The organism is Hoylesella marshii DSM 16973 = JCM 13450, from assembly GCF_000146675.1.
Lineage (GTDB): Bacteria > Bacteroidota > Bacteroidia > Bacteroidales > Bacteroidaceae > Prevotella > Prevotella marshii.
The window spans coordinates 1,139,765-1,155,521 of record NZ_GL397214.1 but is presented as its reverse complement, the minus strand read 5'-3'; the positions used below and the strand labels follow the sequence as shown (position 1 = coordinate 1,155,521).

Genomic DNA, 15,757 nt, shown 5'->3' with positions numbered 1-15,757 from the left:
CAGCATTCAATTAGGCGAGTTCGGCACGCTGCGCATATCGCTCTCCTCAAAAGGGGCGGCCACGGAGAAGGCGTTCGACACGGCGGGCATCAAACCCCGCGTCATCTTCACCCCGAGCGTGCAGCTGAAACACGAGATGCTCGACATCTCCTACGAGGTGGTGAAGCCGGAGGAGGAGAAGAAAAAGAAAAAACCGTAAGGAGGCCGCTCTGCGGAACGCGCGCGGCGTGAGAAAAGAACAAGTCTTATCCCTGCCGTGCGAGGAGCAAAAGAGACACCTTTATATATATACACACATAGAGTGGTACGCATCGTGATGATGCGTACCACTCGCCTTTTTTGGTTGTATTCTCCGTTGACGGGACTTTGTTTCGGTTTCCTCAATGGTGCTCGGGCACTACGGCGAAGAACACGACATCGGTGTCGGTCTCGTTGATAAAATAGTGGCGATGCCCCATGGGGCAATAGTGTATTTGGCCTGTGGAGACGGTTTCTTTTTGTCCATCGAAATAGAAAGTGAGGGTGCCGTTGAGTACGAGGATAATCTCGCTGTTTCCGTCGTGGATGTGCTCTCCGCTGCCTGCACCGGGTTTCAGTACGTTGCGCATGATGCGGCATTTGCTGTCTACGAAAGCACGCATGTCCATTTCGCCTTGTCCGCCTTTGAAATTCATTACCACGTTTTCTTCCAGTTGGTTAGGGTCTATTACCATAATGCGTTGTTTTGTTATAGGTTGGGTTGATATTGAATTGCTGTTTATCAATACCTCGTGTTTTGGAGATATTTACCAAGGCAAAGATACATCTTTTCCACGAGAAAAGCGGATATTCACGAGGAATATCCGCTTGATTCATGTTGATAGAAATAATTGTCAGAAAGTATATTTCACGCCTATCTGACCACGCCAGCGGCTATAGAAGTCGTTGTAGTTGAACATGTCGTAGTTCCCCTCGTGCAGGAATTGGAACTCTCCGCCGCCTAAGTAAGTTACGGGGCTGTAGTAGTTTCCGAATCCGTTGCCATAGGTGCGTCCCCATTTCTTGTTCAGCAGGTTGCCAAGATTCATGATGTCCATGGATATTTCTAAGGTGTGGATGGTCTTACCCATCTTGTGGCGTATCTTCTCTGCCAAGTGGAGGTCGAAATGCCCTTCGAAAGGCAGGTTGTCAGCATAGCGTTTGTAGTATTCACCTCGATGGTTGCGCAGGTAGCGGGTGTTGGCCAACCACTCTTTGAAGTTGGCTTTTTGCTGTGCGGCAGACATAATGATGGTCGAACCTTTCTTATAATCCCTGAACTTCATTTGGTCTACCTGTGCATCGGTGGGGATAAACATCAGGTCATTGCCGTTAGAGCTGTCGCCGTTGAGGTCGCCGTAGTAGTAGATGGAATAGGGCGAGCCGCTCTGTGCTTGGTAGATGAGGCCTACGGTAGTGGTGAACATTTTGTTGCGGCCGTAGTCTACATTGTAGAATGCAGAGAACTTCACGGTGTGGGGAATGTTGAAAGCACTGTTGCCTAACTCAGGGGCGTTGGGATTGCGATAGGTATAGTTGTAGTTCCAGTTGCTCTGTGCTACGGACGAAGAGCCATTGTTGATGGTCTTCGACTGTGTAAAGGTATAGCTGGCCATAAGGTCGAGACCGAACCTGAAGTGCTTTTCGGCTTTCAGCGACAGGTTGAGTGTATGGCCTTTGTTCGTATTGTAGAGGCCGTAGATATAGCTGAAATCACTGCCCGTAGTAACACGTTTGAACATGGGACGGTCATCGAAATTGAGGGAAGGTTCCGTAGCAGCGAGGGTGGCACCTGTAGCGTCGTAGGCCAGATTCTTGTAGTAGATGTCGTTCAAGTTTTTGGAGTAGATGGCTTCTGCCGTCCAATTAATGCCTAAGGCCTCGAAGTCGAAACCGAGGTTCAACCGCAAATTTTGTGTGAACTTAAATTTCTTGTCGTAGATGTTGATAGTCTGTCTGCCATCGGCTGTAAGTTTGTTTGTGTTGGCAGCTTGGTTGTTGGGGTCGAGCACCAGCGAGAGAGCACTTGTAGACTTCGTATCGTAGGTAGAGAGCTGTATACCTGTGTTAGAGAAGTTGTTGCTCAGCCACACGAAAGGTATTCTACCCGTGAAGATGCCTACACCGCCGCGAAGAATGAAACGGTGGTCGTTGGCGATGTCCCAACGAAAACCTGCGCGCGGACTGAACAGTGGCGCACTCGACGGCTTTTGATTGGTTTTCACGTTCCATCCTTTACTTGCTGCATATTGATTGAAAGGTTCGTTGGCTGTCGGTGTGTCGAAGAGTATTGGGATATCCATACGCAAACCGTAAGTAAGCTGGAGGTTATTGGTTGCATCCCATTTATCTTGAGCATAGAAACCAAGTTGGCCTGCTCCGAAAGAGGGCTTCCAGCGTGGGTCGCCCGTTATGCTTACATTGGCTTGCCCGTAACGATAACGGTATATTTTGCCGGCGTAAAGGTCGGCCGGTGTATTGTAGAAGTAGCTGCCATACAAGTCTTGTATGAAGAGGTTGGAGAACTTATAGAACTCGTTGTGGGTACCGAATGTGAATGTGTGGTTACCCTTGTACCAAGTGAGGTTGTCTTCGAGCGTAAAGATATCTTGGTCTAATTGGTTGGCCATGGAGGAACGTTCGTTACCTATATTTACTGTACCGCCGCCTGTTCCTACGTTCTTTACCTGTATCATGGGGAAGGGCTGTCCCGGACTGCGCTTATCGCGTACCGACACGTATGAGGCACGTGCTTCGTTGCTGATAACAGGCGAGATACGGGTCTGCAACTCTGCAATGAACGTATGGGTTTTCGATTTAAACGGATAGCTATATGTGTCGGTATTCAGTGTGACTGCATTGCCTGTGTTATTGAGTTGTTTAGCGGTAACAAACGACCAGCGTATGGAGAATTTATTGAAGTCGTTGATGTTCCAATCAAGTTTTGCTCCCACCTTGTCGGACTGTGTGTAGATGTCGGGATTAGAGAAAGCGCCGTTGTAAGTGATACCTTGTAGAGCAGCTTGTGCTTTTACGAAATCCAGAATCTTCTTAGCTTCTTCGCCATCCACCTTAGAGCCATCGGCACCCAGCCCGAAGTTGTTGGGATATTCCTTGTTGTCTCTCTCGTAGTTGGCAAAGAAGAACAGTTTGTTCTTTACAATGGGGCCACCCAGAGTGAAACCTATTTGATATTCCGTTTCATCGTTGTAGGGGCTGCTGTACTTTCCGTTGCTCATCTTATAGTGTCTGCCGATGAGATTCTCATTATATCCATAGTAATAGGCAGAGCCGTGGAATTGGTTGGTACCCGACTTTGTGATGGCATTGATAGCACCTCCTGTGAAGCCGCTTTGCCGCACATCATAAGGTGCAATATTCACTTGTATCTGCTCGATTGTCTCCATCGATACGGGTTGTGTGCCGGCCTGTCCGCCGTTCGACCCATTAGCAGTCAGTCCGAATACGTCGTTATTCATGGCTCCGTCTATCTGGAAAGAGTTATAGCGGTTATTGATGCCGGCAAACGACATGGCACCTGTACTGGTGATATTCAGTTGTGGATTGAGACGCGCAATATCAGCAATGCCATGGTTGATACTTGGCATATTGTTAATCATACGGGTATCGATACTCTGTGCCGCACCGGTCTTGGTGGCATTCAGTCCACTTTTGCCCGTAACGACTAATTCTTCGAGCAGCTTGGAATCTTCTTCTAAGTCGCATGAAATGTTCTGTGTCGCTCCCAGATAGAGGGTTACATTGTTAAATGTTCGTGTCTTGTGCCCTACGTAGGATATGACTACGGTATAAGGACTTCCCACACGCATACCGTTGATGGTGTATCGTCCCTCTGTGTTGGTCACAGCCCGATAGACAGTTCCTGACGGCTCATGAGTAGCAGTAATGGTTGCACCTGTAACGTCTTCGCCTTGGGCGGTAACTTTTCCGCTGATGCCGGATGTTGTTACTTGTGCCATCATGCTCAGCGTAAGGGTGAGCATCATGATGAGAGAGTAAAGCTTCTTCTGCATGGTCTTAGTTAATTAATTGATAATTTTTATGAAAGTAAATGGATTCAAGTAAATATCCAGCTACAAATTTAGGCATTTTTTTTATAAAAATTCCCGAAATAGTTTATTTTGGTTACTTCTTTGTTTTTTTATTTGTTTTTATTGGCAAAGAATACACCAATCAGAATAAGAGCACTGCCAAGAGCAGCTTCGACAGTCATTTCTTCTCCTAAGAAGATGGCACTGATGATGACCGTGCAAATAGGACTGAAGTAGTTGTAGTTGGCCACTTTTACTGCACCTACTTTCTCTGTAACATAGCTCCACGCCCCAAAGCAAAAGAATGATGCTACCAGACTGAGGAAGAGAAGGTTTAAAGTAACAGGCAGGTCGGTGAGGAAATTCTTTAATGGGAATTGCCACGGTGTGATAATGAACAGCGGCAAACTCGTCAGTGAGCCGTAGAAGAACATCTTGCGGGTAATGAATGCTGCTCCATATTTTCGTCCTAGTGGGCGGAGTAGCAAGCAGTAAGCACCAAAACAAACCGTTGAAAGCAATGCCAAAGCATCGCCCAGTAGGCGATTGCTTGCTATTGTCGAATCGTTGTTGCCGCCAAATATGATGAACGATACGCCAATCAGGGCAATCATTGAACCGATAGCAAGCGACTTCGTTAGTTTTTCCTTCAAAAAAAGTATAGCTAAAAACATGGTAAACAACGGCGATGTGCAGAGGATGAAGCTAATATCGTTAACACTACCTACTTGTACGGCAAAGTTCTCAGGTATGAAATAGAGCGAGCCTCCTAAGATACCGCATGCCACCATCAGCAATTCGTCCTTGATATTGGCAGACCATAGTCGCTTGTACGACAGTGTCCACATAGCAAGATAGGCTATGATGTAGCGTGACAGAAATACTTCCTCGGGACGCATACCACCTTGTATCACAACCTTTGTGTTTACAAGCGTTGCCCCCCAGATACTTACAACCAAGATTGCAATGAGATGATAGAGGACTACTCTGTTTTTACTATCTTTGACAGTATTAGGCATAAAATTATTTGTGTATGATTTAAAGTCGTGCAAAACGTAGCGCAAAGTTAAGAATTCTTAGAAGATAAACAAAATTCTTGGCTCCTAAATAACGATAAAACTTAAAAAATATGCATTTGCTGCTGGAAATATAAACAGGTATGGTTGATGTGTATCAACAAATGCGAACTTCGTGGTATCTTTTGCTGAAAGGGCTTGCTGCAAATACAATAATATCTTACTTTTGCATCGTAAGAAGAAAAGGATAACAAATAAAAAAGAAAGGTAAAAAGATGATGATAACATTTGGAATACTGACGATTATTGCTTCCGTTGTAATAGAGGCTGCGATATTAAGTAAGAAAATCGACCTCGGCAAGTAAGTCGGGGTACTCATACCATTAAAAAATAGAGAAAAGCTTGTATGTAAATACCGACGATAGGTATTAGAAAAAGATAGCAACGAAGAAGTCACGGCATGATGTCGTGGCTTTTTTGTATTGAGAAGTTAATGGTTCTGTTTTAGCTGATGCAAAACATTTCTCTTAGCTGTACGCAGACCGGGCAACAACGCTTCGGATTCAAGTATGCTCAGTATGGCTCTCAGCTCTTTTGTCAGCTCCGGAAAGAAGCGGCATTGCTCATAGGCGAGGTAGAGACACAGGGAACGGATGGCAACGGGAGCAGATGTTTGGGTGATATGTAACAGACAGAAGTCGAGGAAATCGGTACGGAGGGTATCTTCGGTAAAGGGCAGGCGCAAGAGTAAAGAGAGAATGAGACGGAGTAGGGTAGGGTTCTTTGTCCGCATAACCATGTCGATAAGTACCTGCTGTTTGCCGTAGAGCCATCGGCGTTGGTCACTTCGGAAGTGGCTGAACACCCATGCTGCATTCCCCGCGACCTTACTGTTGGCATCGGATAACAGGGCGAAAAGCATTTCTTTGTCAGCATCGCCTCCTTTTTCTTGTATCTCAGTAGCCAATGCGCGCACATCTTCAAGGTGTAGCTTGCTGCTCAATCGTTTTCTCCATTCCATATATAATAAGGCGTAAAAACAAAAGACACCATCTGCCATTGCGTTTTCACAAACATGGCAGATGATGTCCGATGGGTTAGGAGCGATTCTTTACTCCGGTCTTTCTATATAAGCGATAACATCGCCCTTATTGATTTTCTTGCCTTGTTTGGCATTGATTTCCACCAATTTACCACCCAATGCAGCAGGTACGGTTACAAATTCGCCCCATGGAGCCTGTATGTAACAGAATGCGTCACCCTCTTTGTATTCCTTTCCGATAAACGGCTCTACGGTCGGAGCACATTCTCCTTCGCCATTGAATTCCCAGAATACTTGTCCTTTCACAGGGGCTACGATGGCATCAGCCTTGGCGTGCTTGAATGCAGACAGCTGTTCAGGTGTGAGTTTGCTGCCGAGTTTTGCATCCTTAGCGGCTTGTAGTTCTGCAAGGAAGTTCTTTTTAGCCTGTCCGCTCTTGTAGTTACGGTATTGCTCTGGGTGCATGGCCAACTCAAAGAGTTCTTCGTCGTCTTGTCCGAAGTCCCATCCGTTGTCTTTCATCTCTTTTTTGAAATCATCCAAAGCATTAGGGATAAGGGTATGCGGGTCGGCTGTAGTGAACTCTCGTCCCTGTTTCTTGGCCAACTCTACCAGCTCTGGGTCAATGGTGCCCGGTATCTTTCCACTCTTTCCGAGTATCATACCCCACATAGCATCGTCCATCATAACGAAACGACCCTTGCCCTGTTCGAGGGTAAGCAAGTTCATGAGAGCGATGTTTTTGGTATATTGCGAGAACGGAGTGACAAGGGGTGGATAGCCAACACGTGGCCATACATAGGCTACTTCATCAAACAGTTTCACGAGCATGTCGTCTACCGACAGTTCGGGTTCTCCTTTTTTCTTGCGGATGTTGTTGATAGTGCCGCGTATACCGCCGAGGTCGGCCATCATACTTCCCATCATACCGCCCGGAAGACCGCAACCTAACAAGAGTGAACTCATGTGCTTGTTGGCCGGATTGATGGAATAACCTAACCATTCGTCTATGAATTCCTGTGTCAGAGAACGAGCTTTCATGTAGGCATTCATATTGATTTCGGGCACGTCAAAGCCCTCGTTCTTCAGCATGCTCTGCACAGAAATGATGTCCGGATGCACTTTTCCCCATGATAGAGGCTCAATAGCGGTGTCGATGATGTCGGCTCCGTTATTGCACACTTCCAATATGGAGGCCATGGAAAGACCAGGGCCGGAGTGTCCGTGGTATTGTATAATCACTTCGGGATGTTTGTCCTTGATGGCTTTTGTCAGTTTGCCGAGCATGGCAGGCTGGCCTATTCCGGCCATATCTTTTAGACAAATCTCCTCTGCACCGGCAGCAATTACTTCATCGGCAATCTTTGAATAATACTCGACAGTGTGTATCGGTGATGTTGTGATACAAAGTGTGGCCTGCGGAGTCATACCTGCTTCCTTTGCCCATTTGATGCTCGGAATGATGTTGCGGGTGTCATTCAATCCACAGAAGATACGGGGGATATCCACGCCCTGTGCGTGTTTTACCTTGTACATCAGCTGGCGCACATCGTCGGGCACGGTATACATACGCAACGCATTCAAGCCACGGTCTAACATGTGGGTCTTAATACCCGCTTCATTGAACGGCTTACAGAATGCACGAACAGCAGCGTTAGGATTTTCTCCAGCAAGGAGATTCACCTGCTCGAAGGCTCCACCGTTGGTTTCTACGCGGCTGAAACAGCCCATTTCAATAATTACAGGGGCAATACGCTCCAACTGGTCTTTACGTGGCTGGTACTTACCTGACGACTGCCACATATCTCGATAGACGAGACTGAACTGTACTTTCTTTTTCATATTGCTTTTGTCTTGTACTTTTCAATAGTTAACGATGTTGCAAATATAGAAAAATATTTTTGAAAAGTGTACGCTGTGCCACTTTTTTTTCAAGGTTTTATGTCCTTCCGCACACATGTGCCTTATATATATAATAAGGTGTAGGCCTCTTAGCAGTTTATTTTGTGATTCATAAATCGATGCTCGGCCATTTGCTCATAGCGTGTTCCGGGCTTCCCATAGTTGGCGTAGGGATAGATACTGATGCCACCGCGTGGAGTAAAGAGGCCGACTACTTCGATGTATTTGGGTGCCATGAGCCGGATAAGGTCTTTCATAATTGTATTTACACAATCCTCATGAAAGTCGCCATGATTACGGAAACTGAACAGATAAAGTTTAAGGCTCTTGCTTTCCACCATCCTTTCAGCGGGGATATAGGCGATTTTTATTTCGGCAAAGTCGGGCTGTCCTGTAATCGGGCACAATGAGGTAAACTCGGGACAGTTGAATTCCACCCAGTAATCATTGTCCTTATGGCGGTTTTCAAACGTCTCTAATACTTCCGGAGCGTAGTCTGTGCAGTATTTTGTCTGTGTACCGAGTGCATGCAGTCCTTCTGTTTTTCTTTTCCTTTCCATACTGCTCGATTAGATGCTGAATATCTTCAATACATTGTAATTGATGCCCTCATCGTACACGTCTTCTCCTTCTTTTGATTTCAGCGCATGCACAATACGGATAGTAATGGGTAATACCACCACTTCATAAGCGGTTTTCAATATGACCTGCCACAGCATCAGCATGGGCAGTTCCTCTGCCGGGACTACACCCGAGAGGGCTAAGGGGAAGAAGATAAGTGAGTCTGCACTTTCGCCGAAAATAGTGCTGACAATGGCACGCAGTGAGAAATGTTTGCCTTTTGAGCGAATCTTCATCCTGCTCATCACATAGGCATTGACAAACGAGCCGACAAGGAAGGCTACGAAAGAGGCCGCAGCAATGCGTGGAGCTAAACCAAATACGGCATGGAAACCGGCATCGTTTGTCCAATAGTCTGCTCCCGGGATGGCATCGCATATCGCTCCTACCGTTACGAAAAAGAAATTCATGGCAAAGCCCGTCCAAATGAGTAGGCGTGCCTTGCGGTATCCCCATACTTCACAAACGCAGTCATTGATGATATAAGAGACGGGAAAGACAATCAAACCACCGGTTAAACTGATGGGACCTACGGCAATTTGCTTTGTTTCGAGTAGGTTTGCCGCTATCAGGCAAACACAGAAAAGTATGCTGAAAAGCATGAACAGCACACTGACTTGGTTCTTTTTATTCTTCATTTTCTTGTTTTTTAAGAGGTTGATCAAGCACTCTGTTTATTCAATATATGCCGGTCGTCTTCTGTAAAGCCGTCATCCTTTATCGGTCTTGGGGAAAACTTCTTCACTTCCGACGAACGGGCATGCAAAGGTAAGCATAAATACCGTGACGAAAGAATACAGGTAAAGAAATCTTCCATCGGTGTTTGTTTTTTATTAAATACAAGGTGCCCCGAAAGCTACGGACTGCTCTTGCATTGTGAAAGCTATGCTCTAATGTCCTTGGAGCTATCTTTTAATGTCCTTGGAACTATGTTTTTGAGTTGCAAAAGAATAGCTTTTACAATCAACCTCGTATGTTTCTGTATAACAATGGATTATGCTTTCCGCTCTGTATTCGTTTATACTCCGTGTGGCTATCCCAGCAAATTTGCCTATCTTTGCATAAGATAGGCTGCGCTCGGCCATTTAAGACCAAGCTCTTATGGCGCTTGCTTGCACTATCTTTGCATAAGATAGGCTGCGCTCGGCCATTTAAGACCAAGCTCTTATGGCGCTTGCTTGCACTATCTTTGCATAAGATAGGCTGCGCTCGGCCATTTAAGACCAAGCTCTTATGGCGCTTGCTTGCACTATCTTTGCATAAGATAGGCTGCACTCGGCCATTTAAGAACAAGCTCTTATGGCACTCGCTTGCACTATCTTTGCATAAGATAGGCTGCGCTCGGCCATCTAAGACCAAGCTCTTATGGCACTCGCTTGCACTATCTTTGCCAATCTGTTATATAATTGAACCATGATTTACGATGAGAAACAACAAGAGGTGATTGCTGCTGCGGGCGGTTATCATGTGGTATTGGCACCGCCGGGATGTGGTAAGACCGAGATTCTTGCCGCCCGTATCGTGCATGCCTATCATGCAGGAACAGCATTTGCCGACATGCTGTGTCTCACTTTCACCAACCGTGCCTCGCGGGGAATGCGCGAGCGAATCAGCACGATGACCGAGTGTGAGGGAATAGAGCAACTCTTTGTGGGCAACGTTCATCGCTTCTGTTCTCGCTTCTTGTTCGATAATGGCATTATACCTGAGAGTGCCTCCGTTATCGACGAAGAAGATACCATCAGCATCATTGCCGATTATTTAGAGCATGAAGAGTTGAGCATATTGAGCGATAACCGGTGGCGACATTACTATTCTACCATCATGAACTTTCAGCATCTCATGTATCAGTATGCTGCTGACCACCCCCGCGACCTCCTCTTGCATGCTGACTCCGTAGATTTCAAGGCTCTGCGGGCGGTATGTACGGAGCTTCGCATGCCCTATTCGCGGAGTTCCATTCTCGATATTTACGAGCATATAGACGACTATTATCCTTCGTCGGACTTGCATCTTACGCTGGAGATGCAGCAGCTGTTGCAGATGATGTATGCCGCCCGTCATTACGAACAGTACAAACGCGCCAACAGCATGCTCGACTTTGAGGATTTACTGTTGTTTACGTATGATGCCGTGAAAGACGAACTCCCTGCCGACTGTCGCACTTACACGTGGATACAGATAGACGAAGTGCAAGACCTGAACCCGCTTCAGTTGGCCATCATCGACCGGTTTACGAATCGTTCGGGCGCGTTCTCCGTGTTGTATCTCGGCGATGAGCAACAGGCCATCTTCTCTTTTATGGGTGCTAAGAAAGAGACGCTCAACCTGCTGAAAGAGCGTTGTCGTCCGGAAGCCATCCATACACTTGGTGTGAATTATCGTTCTCCGAAATATCTGCTCGATGTTTTCAACGATTTCGGTGCGCAGGTCTTGGGTATCGACCGACGACTGTTGCCCGTAACGGATAGGGATGAGCCTCACGCTCCTGCCGATTTAGCCATATTGAAAGCGCAGACCCAAGCCGATGAGTACGTTGAGGTGGCCGCCCTTGTGCAGACGTTATTCGGACAAAGCGAGTGCGAGACCACGGCTGTCATTGTCTCCTCCAACCGCGAAGCCGACGAGATGAGTCTGCGCCTGAACGATATTGGCGTGCCGCACTTTAAAGTTTCCGGCCGCGACCTTTTCGACTTGCCGGAGGTGAAACTCCTTTTTGCTCATTTCACTGTACTTGTAGACGAGCACAACCTGATGGCATGGTCACGCATTCTGAAAGGCCTGCGCATGACCCCCGATGGCGCAACGGCACGCAAATGGCTGCGTGAAGTGCAGGAACGAGCACTCACGCCCGTCGACTTCCTCACGCCTAACCCCACCTATATGCAGACCTTTGCCCGCTGCTATGCTGAAAGAGAGGTGGTTGTCTTCGATACCGAGACCACCGGACTCGACGTGTTTGCCGACGACATCGTGCAGCTTGCCGCCATCAAGGTGCGCAATGGCAAGGTGGTGGAAGGCTCATCTTTCAATGTTTTTATCCGCACCGAGCGCGAGATTCCTGCCATGCTCGGTGATATACCCAATCCTATTATCGAGGAGATGAAGCACCATGAATGTCTTTCTCCCGAGGAGGCGTTCGCACAGTTTATGGATTATGTGGCCGACGACGCCGTGTTGGGGCATAACGTGGAGTACGACTTCCACATCCTGCTCTATAACTTGTTGCGTCATGCTCCTCAATGGGTGGAGCGTTGGAAGGCCGTTGAGCGGTTCGATTCTCTGAAGCTGATTCGTCTGCTCCACCCACGGCAGAAGAGTTATAAGCTGAAACATCTGCTCGAGCGACTTGGGTTGGAAGGGACGAACAGCCACTTGGCCGACGACGACATCATGGCCACCAAGAGCCTCGCCGACTATTGCTATCGCCATGCAGTGGCATGCGTGGACGAGCAACAACGCTTTATCGACGCGCATCGTCCTATGGTGGAGAAGTTCAGACACGTGTATGCCGACTTGTTCTTCCATTCTTTCCACCGGCTGTATGTCCGCCACGAACGGCAGGCTTTCACTGCCGAACTGCGATATGTCTATGATACGCTGGTGGAGACGCGGCATATTGCTCCGGTTGAAAAGTTGCATTATATCGTTGATTACCTTGATGAAAATGTGATGGGTGTCGATGAAGACACGCTGATACAGCAGTTGCACAACCACATAAGAGACATTAACTCCTACCGAGAAACCGACCTCTGTGGCAGCAAGAGCATACAAGAGCGCGTGTTCGTCTCTACCGTCCACAAGGCCAAAGGGCTTGAGTTCGATAACGTAGTGGTGCTTGGCGTGACCGACGATCGTTATCCGCGCTTCTCTTCAACGAACCATCGCGAGAGCCTGTTCGAAGATGCCTGCCGCCTATATGTTGCTCTTTCCCGTGCTCGCCGCCGCTTATTTGTCAGCACCTACGCCTCGAGCACCAACCGTTATGGCCGTATCTTTCCGCGCTCACTCTCTCCATTTATGTCGCCGGTAGAGCATCATTTTGTCTACCGGCACAATACCCTTCCCCTTTCTCACGAATAGACTTTCCGGTAAAAGTTTATGAACAATCTTGAAAGAGACAATGACCAATCCGGACGATAGTAATGAATCTCTCGCATGCTCGCTGGTTTGTAAACATCTTTTAAACGTAAGGTCATAGTGCTTTGCCGCGTGGCGTGATGGCGAAAAATACGACATCATCGCATCATAACTTAATTATAATTGCTATATTTGCACGTTCTTTCGATAAAAATCTATGAATATAGTCATCGGCATCGACGTAGGCATCAGCACGACAAAAATAGTCGGAATCAAAGACGGCGCAGTGGTATCACCCATCCGCATCAGGGCTACCGACCCTGTCACATCACTGTATGGCGCCTTTGGTAAATACCTTTACGACAACGACATCAGTCTTGCAGAAGTGGAACGGGTGATGCTCACCGGCGTGGGCAGTGCCTATATCAACAACGACGTGTATGGTTTGCCTACCGAACGTGCCGACGAGTTCATTGCCGACGGCCTTGGCGCGCGCTTTGAATCGGGAAAAGACCGCATGATAGTTGTAAGCATGGGCACGGGAACATCGCTCGTAAGGTGCGACGAAGGAACCATTGACCATATCGGAGGTATCGGCGTGGGAGGCGGTACGTTGCAGGGGTTGGCGCGATTGCTGTTGAAAACCGACGACATACGTTTGATTTCAAACATGGCACTTCACGGCGATATCTCCAAAATCAACGTGTTGATAGGCGACATTACCGCCCATCCGCTCTCGGGACTCCCCATGGATGCCATTGCCTCCCTCTTTGGGAATGCGCAGGCCGATGCCTCGGCAGAAGACATTTCGCTGGGTATCGTGTGGATGGTGTTGCAAACCATTGGCAGTGCCACCATCCTCTCATCGCTCGGCACCGGCATCAAAGACTATGTGATGATAGGCAATCTGACATTGCTTCCCCAATGCAAGATTGTTTATCCGGCTATGGAAAAACTCTATGACGTGAAGTTTCATATCCCCCAATATTCCGAATTTTGCACTGCCATCGGGGCAGCACTCAGCTATTCGGGTATTGAAAAATCGACGCTTAGATGATTTCGGTTGAAGGATTGAAGGTTGAATTCGGTGCCAAGCCGCTGTTCCAAGAGGTAGGCTTCGTTATCAATGAGCGCGACCGCATCGCCCTTGTGGGTAAGAACGGAGTAGGAAAATCCACCCTGTTGAAGATACTTTGCGGCATGCAGCAACCCACCGCCGGTACGGTTTCTGTGCCCCGCGATACGGAAGTGGGATATTTGCCGCAGGTCATGGTGCTACACGATGATACCACCGTTCGCGAAGAAGCTCGCAAGGCCTTTGCCGACAATACGCAACTGAAAGAACGTATCGACAGCATGAATCGCCAACTCGCCGAGCGCACCGATTATGAAAGTGAAGACTATATGGCACTTGTGGAGCGATACACGCAGGAACACGACCGTTACCTCATGCTCGGAGGAGAGAACTACGAGGCAGAGATAGAACGCACACTTGCCGGTCTGGGCTTTGAGCGCAGCGATTTCGACCGTCCCACATCGGAATTCAGCGGTGGGTGGCGTATGCGTATCGAATTAGCGAAGATACTATTGCGGAAGCCTGACGTACTGTTGCTCGACGAGCCAACCAACCATCTCGACATTGAGAGCATACAATGGCTGGAACAACAGCTGCAACAGAGTGCCCGTGCCGTAGTGCTGGTAAGCCACGACAGAGCCTTTATCAACAACGTATCCAATCGAACGATAGAGATTTCCTGTGGACGAATAACGGACTATCGGGTGAAGTACGACGAGTATGTGAAGTTGCGTGTCGAGCGCAGAGAACAGCAACTGCGCGCCTATGAGAATCAGCAGAAGGAGATAGCAGATATCAAAGATTTCATTGAACGCTTCAGATATAAACCCACAAAGGCTGTACAAGTGCAGAGCCGTATCAAGCAGCTGGAGAAAATTGTACCCATAGAAGTAGACGAAGTAGACCTTTCCGCTATGCGTCTCAAGTTCCCTCCGTGTCTGCGCAGCGGCGATTATCCCGTTATCTGCAACGAAGTAACCAAGACGTATGGCGACCACAGCGTGTTCGACCATGTTACACTGACCATCAAGCGCGGCGAGAAAGTGGCTTTCGTGGGCAAGAACGGAGAAGGAAAGTCTACGCTTGTGAAATGTATCATGGGCGAAATACCGTTTGAAGGTGAGCTGAAGATAGGACACAATGTGCAGATAGGTTATTTTGCGCAGAACCAAGCGCAGCTGTTGGATGAGCGTTTAACCATTTATGAAACGATAGACCATGTGGCAAAAGGCGATATCCGCTTAAAAATCAACGACATCTTAGGAGCATTTATGTTTGGCGGCGAGGTTTCGGAGAAAAGGGTCAAGGTGCTGAGTGGCGGCGAACGAAGTCGCTTGGCAATGATAAGACTTCTGTTGGAACCCGTGAACCTGTTGATACTCGATGAGCCGACAAATCACCTCGACATGCCTTCTAAAGACGTACTCAAAGAGGCTATCAAGGCATTCGACGGCACAGCGATTATCGTCAGTCACGACCGAGAGTTCTTAGATGGACTTGTGACAAAGGTATACGAGTTCGGTGGTGGTAAGGTGCGCGAATATTTAGGTGGCATCTACGACTTCCTTCATGCCCGCGACATCCATTCGCTGAACGAATTGGAAAACCTTACGTCGTATGAACCTCTTGCTCCCAAGCAATCCCCCGCTTCCTTGCAGCAGGGAAAACAATCTTATGCCGAGCACAAGGAACGGCAGAAACGCCTCAATAAGGCGGAAAAAGCAGTAAAGGAATCGGAGCGAAAGATAGAACGTATGGAGCAACGCCTGAAAGAGTTGGATGCCATCCTCTGCACGCCCGAGGGTGCTTCCGATATGGTGTTGGTCACGGAATACACTTCTGTGAAGCAGACACTCGACAAAGAAGTCGAAACATGGGAACGGCTATCCGAAGACTTGGAGGCGCTTTCCACCGCATCATAGATAACATGGAAAAACAGATGACAATATAC

Annotated in this window: 11 protein-coding genes; 4 read left to right on the top strand and 7 right to left on the bottom strand. The window is 47.8% G+C overall.

Translation table 11 applies throughout. The features are described from left to right. The coding region (locus tag HMPREF0658_RS11635; RefSeq protein ID WP_006947834.1) for an HU family DNA-binding protein at window positions 1-199 on the top strand (199 nt) is incomplete at its 5' end. A gap of 181 nt (window positions 200-380) precedes the next feature. Here the strand turns inward: HMPREF0658_RS11635 and HMPREF0658_RS04770 are convergent. The 7 genes from HMPREF0658_RS04770 to HMPREF0658_RS04740 form a co-directional block, all read right to left on the bottom strand. After that, the gene (locus HMPREF0658_RS04770) at window positions 381-713 is read right to left on the bottom strand and encodes a cupin domain-containing protein (RefSeq protein WP_006949011.1); all 333 of its coding nucleotides are present in this window, start codon (window positions 711-713) and stop codon (window positions 381-383) included. A 159-nt stretch (window positions 714-872) separates the two neighbouring features. Continuing rightward, the gene (locus HMPREF0658_RS04765) at window positions 873-4,052 is read right to left on the bottom strand and encodes a TonB-dependent receptor (protein ID WP_006949007.1); all 3,180 of its coding nucleotides are present in this window, start codon (window positions 4,050-4,052) and stop codon (window positions 873-875) included. 128 nt (window positions 4,053-4,180) lie between these two features. Next, the gene (locus HMPREF0658_RS04760) at window positions 4,181-5,089 is read right to left on the bottom strand and encodes a DMT family transporter (RefSeq protein WP_006949006.1); all 909 of its coding nucleotides are present in this window, start codon (window positions 5,087-5,089) and stop codon (window positions 4,181-4,183) included. Window positions 5,090-5,576: 487 nt separating this feature from the next. Then, on the bottom strand, window positions 5,577-6,107 hold the full coding sequence (locus HMPREF0658_RS04755) for a hypothetical protein (RefSeq protein ID WP_024991062.1): 531 nt from the start codon (window positions 6,105-6,107) through the stop codon (window positions 5,577-5,579). A 90-nt stretch (window positions 6,108-6,197) separates the two neighbouring features. Further along, the gene (locus HMPREF0658_RS04750) at window positions 6,198-7,970 is read right to left on the bottom strand and encodes a biotin/lipoyl-binding protein (RefSeq protein WP_006949001.1); all 1,773 of its coding nucleotides are present in this window, start codon (window positions 7,968-7,970) and stop codon (window positions 6,198-6,200) included. 149 nt (window positions 7,971-8,119) lie between these two features. Beyond that, window positions 8,120-8,590: a preQ(1) synthase gene (gene queF, locus HMPREF0658_RS04745; protein WP_006949000.1), complete on the bottom strand. Its 471-nt coding sequence runs from the start codon at window positions 8,588-8,590 to the stop codon at window positions 8,120-8,122. Between the two features lie 9 nt (window positions 8,591-8,599). Beyond that, on the bottom strand, window positions 8,600-9,289 hold the full coding sequence (locus HMPREF0658_RS04740) for a queuosine precursor transporter (protein WP_006948999.1): 690 nt from the start codon (window positions 9,287-9,289) through the stop codon (window positions 8,600-8,602). Between the two features lie 775 nt (window positions 9,290-10,064). Between HMPREF0658_RS04740 and HMPREF0658_RS04735 the strand changes: the two genes are divergently transcribed. The 3 genes from HMPREF0658_RS04735 to HMPREF0658_RS04725 all read left to right on the top strand — a co-directional run bounded on the left by HMPREF0658_RS04735 (window position 10,065) and on the right by HMPREF0658_RS04725 (window position 15,728). Next, window positions 10,065-12,734, top strand: a complete 2,670-nt coding sequence (locus tag HMPREF0658_RS04735; protein ID WP_006948995.1) for an exonuclease domain-containing protein — start codon at window positions 10,065-10,067, stop codon at window positions 12,732-12,734. 214 nt (window positions 12,735-12,948) lie between these two features. Further along, window positions 12,949-13,788, top strand: a complete 840-nt coding sequence (gene coaW, locus HMPREF0658_RS04730; RefSeq protein WP_006948993.1) for a type II pantothenate kinase — start codon at window positions 12,949-12,951, stop codon at window positions 13,786-13,788. Further along, window positions 13,785-15,728: an ABC-F family ATP-binding cassette domain-containing protein gene (locus HMPREF0658_RS04725; protein ID WP_006948991.1), complete on the top strand. Its 1,944-nt coding sequence runs from the start codon at window positions 13,785-13,787 to the stop codon at window positions 15,726-15,728. Before coaW ends, HMPREF0658_RS04725 begins: the two co-directional genes overlap by 4 nt. The last annotated feature ends 29 nt before the right edge of the window (window positions 15,729-15,757 follow it).